The sequence below is a fragment of the Streptomyces sp. NPDC057428 genome (genome assembly GCF_042803195.1).
Lineage (GTDB): Bacteria > Actinomycetota > Actinomycetes > Streptomycetales > Streptomycetaceae > Streptomyces.
This window is the reverse complement of the sequence record NZ_JBHVCT010000164.1, coordinates 1-6,600: the sequence shown is the minus strand read 5'-3', so window position 1 is coordinate 6,600 and position 6,600 is coordinate 1. Positions and strand designations below refer to the sequence as shown.

Here is a 6,600-nt window from a genome sequence, read left to right as displayed (position 1 = left end):
GCTTCCGTAACCGCGCCAACCAGCGGCTCCGATCACGTTGTGCAACCACCCGGCGGAGCCGACGGGAAGCACACCCCCACTAAATTCGAAGACCCACTATAACAGGATTCCGAAGCGCTGGAAATTGCATGGCGTTATCAGTGATCGGAGCTTGCGAGGACATGATCATTCATTCCCAGGGTCAACGTGATTGACGTCACGGGCGAGAGGGCTGCGGTCGGAATGGATGGGTGATCAGTGTCATATCGCCGGTATCCGAATTTTGTTTTCATGGGTTCGCGCCATCGGTAGGGTGACCTGGTGGATGGCGGTCACCCGGCCTTGCCGGTTCGGCGCGAAGCGGCACTGGATCGTGCATGATCGGACAGGCGATGCGGGCCCCTTCGATGAATTCAGAGGCTGAGGTGGCGGTGGCATGAGTCGGACCTCGGTGACGGCTTCAGGGAAACGAGATGTTCCGTCGGGTTCCCGGGCCCCCCACGTGGTCAGACGCACCCCGGTCCTTCATCTCCTCTGGAGGGCCGGAGTTTTCGTCGTAGGCCTGGCAGTCGTCGGTACCGGAGTCGTGCTTCTGCCGTTGCCGGGGCCCGGCTGGCTGGTGATCTTCGGTGGTATGGCCATCTGGGCGACGGAGTTCGTCTGGGCGCAGTTCGTGCTGCGCTGGACCAGGCGGAAGGTCACCGAGGCAACTCGACGCGCACTCGATCCCAGGGTGCGACGCCGCAACACGATCATCGCAGCGATCGGGATCGTGCTCGTGGCCGGAGCGGTGGGCGCATATGTGTGGAGGTTCGGTGTTTTCATGCTCTAGCGGCACGGATGCCGGAGCGGCCTCGGCGCATGTCCTGTCGGACGCCCCGCAGGCAGACGGCTTCGTCCGGACTTCTCGTCGACGCGGTGGTTGCCCGCGCGGCCACGGTGAGTGTCTGCTCGGGGCCGGTGAGGGTCTGTTGCGGCTTGTCGGGTTGCTGATCCTGGCCGGTCACTCGAATATGGTGCCTGTCTGTCGCAGCTGTCCTGCAGGTGCCAGGAAGGTGGGTGCACGAGGTGCTCGATGGCTTGCTGGTGCGCAAAGAGGGCCGGACTGTCGCCAGAGCCGAGTGCCTCCGGCCGAGGTCACCCTTGACGGCGGCGGGCGGGCGGATACGTACTCGCGGCTGAACTTTCAGCACTGTCGAGGCGGAACGCTCGTGGACGAGAGGGCCGACCGCAGGAGCAGTGCGAGAGTCCGGCGCACGGATCCTCCTGATTGACGGCAGGTTCTCTCCCCTACTCGCGACGCCCCGCGTCGCGCTCACAAGAACAGAACGACGGTCCTCTTCGGCACGCGGCCTCACGGGCGCAGTGGTCAGGAGAACCGGGAGGGCAGTGAGTACCGGGCTCCGTGCGCGGGCTCCGGTACTGCGGTCCGCACTTAGAAGTGACCTCTGACGCACCGGCGCGGGGGCGAAGGAGGAACCATTGCTAAGCTCGTTCGCTCGGGTGTTCAAGAGCCCTGATCTGCGAAAAAAGTTGTTGTTCACGCTCGGTATCATCATCATCTACCGGTTGGGATCGCACGTACCGATCCCTGGCGTGAGTTATGAGAATGTCCAGACGTGTGTCGATTCCGCGTCGGACAGTGGGGGCCTGCTGGGCCTGGTCAATCTGTTCAGTGGTGGCGCTCTGCTCCAGATCACCGTGTTCGCGCTCGGCATCCTGCCCTACATCACGGCAAGCATCATCCTCCAGTTGCTCACGGTGGTCATCCCGAGGCTCGACGCACTGAAGAAAGAGGGTGCGTCGGGGCAGGCGAAGATCACTCAGTACACGCGATACCTGACCGTGGCACTGGCGGTACTGCAGGGCACGGGCCTGGTCGCGACGGCACGTAGCGGTTCACTCTTCCCGAACTGTTCGGTCGCCTCCGGTATCGTCCCCAACGACTCGATCCTGACCACCGTGGTGATGGTCCTGACCGTCACCGCGGGAACGGCCTGCGTCATGTGGATGGGTGAGCTGATCACGGACCGCGGAATCGGCAACGGCATGTCGATGCTCATCTTCATCTCGATCGCGTCCACGCTCCCCGGCGCGTTGTGGGCGGTCAAGCAAGAGGGCAAGATCGCCGACGGATGGCTCAGCTTCGGCAGTGTCGTACTCATCGGGTGCGTGATGGTGGCGCTGGTCGTGTTCGTCGAGCAGGCGCAGCGACGCGTCCCGGTCCAGTACGCGAAGCGGGTCATCGGGCGTAAGTCGTACGGGGGAACGGCGACCTATATTCCACTCAAGATCAACCAGGCGGGTGTGGTGCCGGTCATCTTCGCCTCGTCCATCCTCTACGTACCGGCACTGATCGCCCAGTTCGCGGACCCGACCGCTCCATGGGCGGTCTGGGTCACCCGGAATCTGGTCAAGGGAGACCATCCGTACTACGTGGCGGCATACTTCCTGCTGGTGGTGTTCTTCGCGTTCTTCTACGTGGCGATCACCTTCAACCCGGACGAGGTGGCTGACAACATCAAGCAGGCCGGCGGCTTCATCCCCGGGATCCGCGCCGGTCGGCCGACCGCCGGCTACCTGCGCTACGTACTCAACCGGCTGACGTGGCCCGGGTCGCTGTACCTGGGGCTGATCGCGCTCGTTCCGACCGTGGCGTTCGCGAGCTACGGTGGTGGTGCCAATCAGCTCACGGGCACGAGCATCCTGATCATCGTGAGTGTGGGCCTGGAGACGGTCAAGCAGATCAACAGTCAGATCGAACAGCAGAGCTACGAAGGCTTCCTGCGCTGAAGGATGCTTGCGGGGCCGATACAGGTCGCCACCGACGGTCGGCCGGTACGGGATGTCCGGTCGGCCGTTCGGAGTCCTTCACGGGTCGTTTCGTTCTGCGTGGAGTCAGTCCGCATCCGCCAGTCGGTTGAGCCACTCGGTCAGGAGGATCCGCTCGCCGTCGCTGAGCGTCGATGCGTCGCACCCCTGCAGAGCCTCCCGCAGGGCGGTCGCGCGGTGGCCGATGCCGCTGGGGGGGTGTTCCACGCGACGAACGCCGCCTGTGATTGCGGCCAGGACGTTGTCGCGGGCGGCTGCGGAGAGCCCAGGGTCCCGCTGGTCGGGGGGCGTGCCCAGCAACACGAAGACGACCCCGGTGCCGTTGGCATGCATCAGCGCGGTGGCGCGTTCCACACTCATCCTCAGAAGCCCGGCATCGGCTGCGCGCTTCATGATCTGCTGAAGCCCCGCGACAGCTTCGCGGCCGGCGGCGGTCACGTGCCCGGGGCGCGTCTGGCCGAATGCCAGAGCGTAGAAGACCGGCTGGCAGAGACCGAACTCGACATGCAGATCCCATGCCCTGGCGAGATCGGCGAGTGGGTCGTCCGTGGCCTCGAGCAGGTCCTTGGCGGGAAGATATTTGCTCAGGCCGAATGCGGCCACCGTTTCCATCAGGCCGTCCTTGTCGCCGAACAGCCTGAAGATGGTCGGCGGCTGGATTCCGGCCGCAGCAGCGACGGCCCGGGTGGAGACAGCTTCCGGGCCCTCCCTCGAGAGGAGCGCGGCCGCTGCTCGTATGATTCTGTTTCGAGCTCCCTCGCGCGACTGCTGTCCTGCGGCTGTCACCATGAGATCAATGATATCAGCATTGAGTGAACGGACGTTCACTCAATGCTGTGGCTCAGCAGGCATGGAGCAGGGGCTGTCCACCCGACGCCGTCGCCGGCCGAAGTCGCGGTCATGCGTGAGCCCCCGCTGCCGGCCGGGCGTCTTGACGCGGACGCTCTCCACCGTGGCGGGGAATTCGGAGTCCAGCGGCGAGGACCAGGAGCGGCAGAGACGCTCTGCCGGTCGCCTGCGGATGCGTCCAGCAGAAAGCACTTCTTCGCGTATGGGCCGGAAACGGTCTCGGTCTGTGGCCGCGCCCTGACTACTGAGAGCCACCGGGGCCCGCCCCCGCCGGACAAGGGTCCCGCGCTTCGTGGATTGTGTACTGCCACCGGCCGGGACTTACCACCCGATGATCGCCGCGTGAGCGGCGGGCTGGCAAGATGATCCGGTGTCGTCCGCAGAAGCGTTGATATGAAAGGCCGCGATGACCTCGGAAAGCCGCCACACCGGGCGTGTGGTCCTCGGGACCTGGCCGACCCCCCTGGAGCCCATGCCGCGACTGGGTCGCGCCCTCGGCCTCGGCGCCGGTGACCTCTGGATCAAGCGAGATGACCTCGTGGGCATCGGTGGTGGCGGGAACAAGGTCCGAAAACTTGAGTGGACCTGCGGTGCGGCGCTTGCCGAGGGTGCAACGGTCCTGGTCACCACAGGTGCACCGCAGAGCAACCACGCTCGCTTGACCGCAGCCGCCGGGGCTCGACTGGGGCTCGAAGTGGTTCTCGTGCTCGCTGGAACACCCGGGTCCTCGTCGTCCGGGAACCTGGCACTCGACGGTCTCTTCGGTGCCACCGTCGTCTGGGCCGGAGACGTCGATGACCGTGAGTTGTCCGCCGCGGCCAAGGATGTGGTCGCACGGCTGCGACGGCAGGGCGCCGTGCCCGCCCTGATCCCGTTCGGCGGGTCAAGCGTTGCCGGCGCACGTGGATATGAGGAGTGCGGGCGCGAAATCCTCGCGCAGGCACCTGATCTGTCGACCGTCGTCGTGGCCGTAGGGTCCGGCGGTACGATGGCCGGCCTCATCGCCTCGCTGGGCGAGACGCGCGTGATGGGAGTCCACTGCGGCGCTGTCCCGGACCCCGGCCGCACGGTCGCCGAACTGGCAAGCGGCCTCATGGGCAGGGACTGTCCGGCAGAGTCCTTGCGGCTGCGCCTCGATCAGGTGGGCGAGGGGTACGGATCGCTGACACAGGCCGCCCACGCCGCCCTCACGGTGACGGCCCGCACCGAGGGCATTGTGCTGGACCCGGTCTACACCGGACGAGCGCTGGCCGGCCTCATCGCAGCCGTCGAGGAAGGCGTCGTCCAGCCGGGACAGCGCACGGTCTTCCTGCATTCGGGTGGGATGGCAGGCCTCTTCGGTCATGCGGTGACGGTCGCGAAGCTGGAGGCGGCGCTGGCACCGGAGTAGGGCGGCAGCCCAGTAGCTTGTACTCCACTTGCCAAGAGCCGACCAGCACAGGTCGCCTGACGTACCGTCAGCCAGACCGTCCGGGGTACCGGTGAGCCACCCCGGACGGACCAGCGGTCAGCGCAGTGACCTGAAGGCCTGGCGAATCTCCTGCGTCAGCAACTGCGGCTGCTCCCATGCTGCGAAGTGGCCGCCCTTGTCGACCTCGTTCCAGTGGACGAGGTTGCCGAATGCGCGCTCGCCCCAGCTCCGCGGCGCGCGGTAGATCTCACATGGGAACACGGTGACCGCGACGGGGAGGGATGGAATGTCGAAGGCGTCGAACGGACCGCCGCCGGCCTGGGCGCCTTCCCAGTACAGCCGGGAGGAAGAGGTCCCGGTCCGGGTGAACCAGTAGAGCGAGATGGCGTCCAGCATCTCGTCGTAGGTGAGTACCGTCTCCGGCTTGCCGTCGGAGTCGGTCCATTCGGCGAACTTGTCGTAGTAGTACGCAGCCATCGCGACCGGTGAGTCGGCCAGCGCGTAACCGATTGTCTGCGGGCTCTGGTTCATCATCGCCGCGTAGCCGAAGCCGTCCCGGTAGAAATGCAGCAGCCGGGCGTAGGCCTCCTTCTCGCGGGCGGACAGACTTGCGGGAGCGCGGTCGAAGTTGCGCAGGTGGCGCAGTACGTCCGGCGGCACGGTGCCGGGCATGTTGATGTGGATGCCGAGGAGTCCGTCCGGGCGCTGGGTCGCCAGGAGTTCCGAGATGATGGCACCCCAGTCACCACCCTGCGAGACGTACTGCTGGTAGCCCAGACGGTGCATGAGCTCGTGGAAAGCCTTGGCGACCCTGGCGGGATTCCATCCCGCAGCGGTCGGCTTGCCCGAGAAGCCGTATCCGGGCAGCGTCGGGAGGACGAGGTGGAAGGCATCCTCGGCCCGGCCGCCGTGGGCGGTCGGATTGGTGAGGGGCCCGATGACCTTCAGCAACTCGATGATCGAGCCCGGCCAGCCGTGCGTCATCAGCAACGGCATCGCGTCCGCGTGCGGCGAGCGGATGTGAGCGAACTGGATGTCCAGGCCGTCGAGTTCAGCGATGAACTGCGGCAGCGCGTTGAGCTTCGCCTCGACCTTGCGCCAGTTGTAGCCGCTGCCCCAGTACTCGACGAGCGGGCGGAGCTTCGCCAACTGAGCGCCCTGGGACCTGTCGCCGACCGTCTCCTCGTCGGGCTACCGTGTCGCCTTAACCCGACGCCGGAGTTCGTTGATGTCCTGTTGCGGGATCTTGATCCGGACGGGCCTGACACCGGCGATCGGCTTCGCGGGGTCGAACGACGTCGCGCCGGACGATGCCGAGGTGCCCTCTGCCGCCTGTGCCTGGCCGGGCAGGCCGAGTTGGGTGACTGCGACGGCACCCGCGGCCAGGCCGAGGAACCGGCGGCGGCCGGTGCTGTGCCGCTGACCGGCGTTTTCGGGCTCTCCTGCCGTATGTGTGGGTCACTCTGTAGCAACTTGACGGCCGGGGAGGGTGGGTTTGTCTCCGGCGAGGGTGAGCATGACGAGGGCGA

General features: G+C 66.2%; 4 protein-coding genes and 1 pseudogene. 3 read left to right on the top strand and 2 right to left on the bottom strand.

Annotated elements, in window-relative coordinates; all coding sequences use genetic code 11:
• The first annotated feature begins 415 nt into the window (after positions 1 to 415).
• Positions 416 to 811, top strand: a complete 396-nt coding sequence (locus tag ACFU5K_RS30895; protein ID WP_384067757.1) for a TIGR02611 family protein — start codon at positions 416 to 418, stop codon at positions 809 to 811.
• 650 nt (positions 812 to 1,461) lie between these two features.
• Entirely contained in the window at positions 1,462 to 2,772 is a 1,311-nt protein-coding gene (secY, locus tag ACFU5K_RS30890; protein ID WP_384067754.1) for a preprotein translocase subunit SecY, read from the top strand.
• 105 nt (positions 2,773 to 2,877) lie between these two features.
• Here the strand turns inward: secY and ACFU5K_RS30885 are convergent, their stop codons facing one another.
• Complete coding sequence (locus tag ACFU5K_RS30885) at positions 2,878 to 3,600, bottom strand: TetR/AcrR family transcriptional regulator (protein WP_384067752.1); 723 nt, start codon at positions 3,598 to 3,600, stop codon at positions 2,878 to 2,880.
• Positions 3,601 to 4,066: 466 nt separating this feature from the next.
• On the opposite strand from ACFU5K_RS30885, the gene ACFU5K_RS30880 reads away from it, so the two are divergent.
• Positions 4,067 to 5,050, top strand: a complete 984-nt coding sequence (locus ACFU5K_RS30880; protein ID WP_384067749.1) for a D-cysteine desulfhydrase family protein — start codon at positions 4,067 to 4,069, stop codon at positions 5,048 to 5,050.
• 117 nt (positions 5,051 to 5,167) lie between these two features.
• On the opposite strand, the pseudogene ACFU5K_RS30875 reads toward ACFU5K_RS30880, so the two are convergent.
• Positions 5,168 to 6,247 (bottom strand): annotated as a pseudogene (locus ACFU5K_RS30875) (epoxide hydrolase family protein); the annotation flags it as partial.
• Between the last annotated feature and the right edge of the window lie 353 nt (positions 6,248 to 6,600).

Excerpts from the sequence above, each read along its gene's own strand:
- ACFU5K_RS30885 (WP_384067752.1), bottom strand. The coding sequence starts at position 3,600 with ATGGTGACAGCCGCAGGACAGCAGTCGCGCGAGGGAGCTCGAAACAGA.
- ACFU5K_RS30895 (WP_384067757.1), top strand. The coding sequence starts at position 416 with ATGAGTCGGACCTCGGTGACGGCTTCAGGGAAACGAGATGTTCCGTCG.
- ACFU5K_RS30880 (WP_384067749.1), top strand. The coding sequence starts at position 4,067 with ATGACCTCGGAAAGCCGCCACACCGGGCGTGTGGTCCTCGGGACCTGG.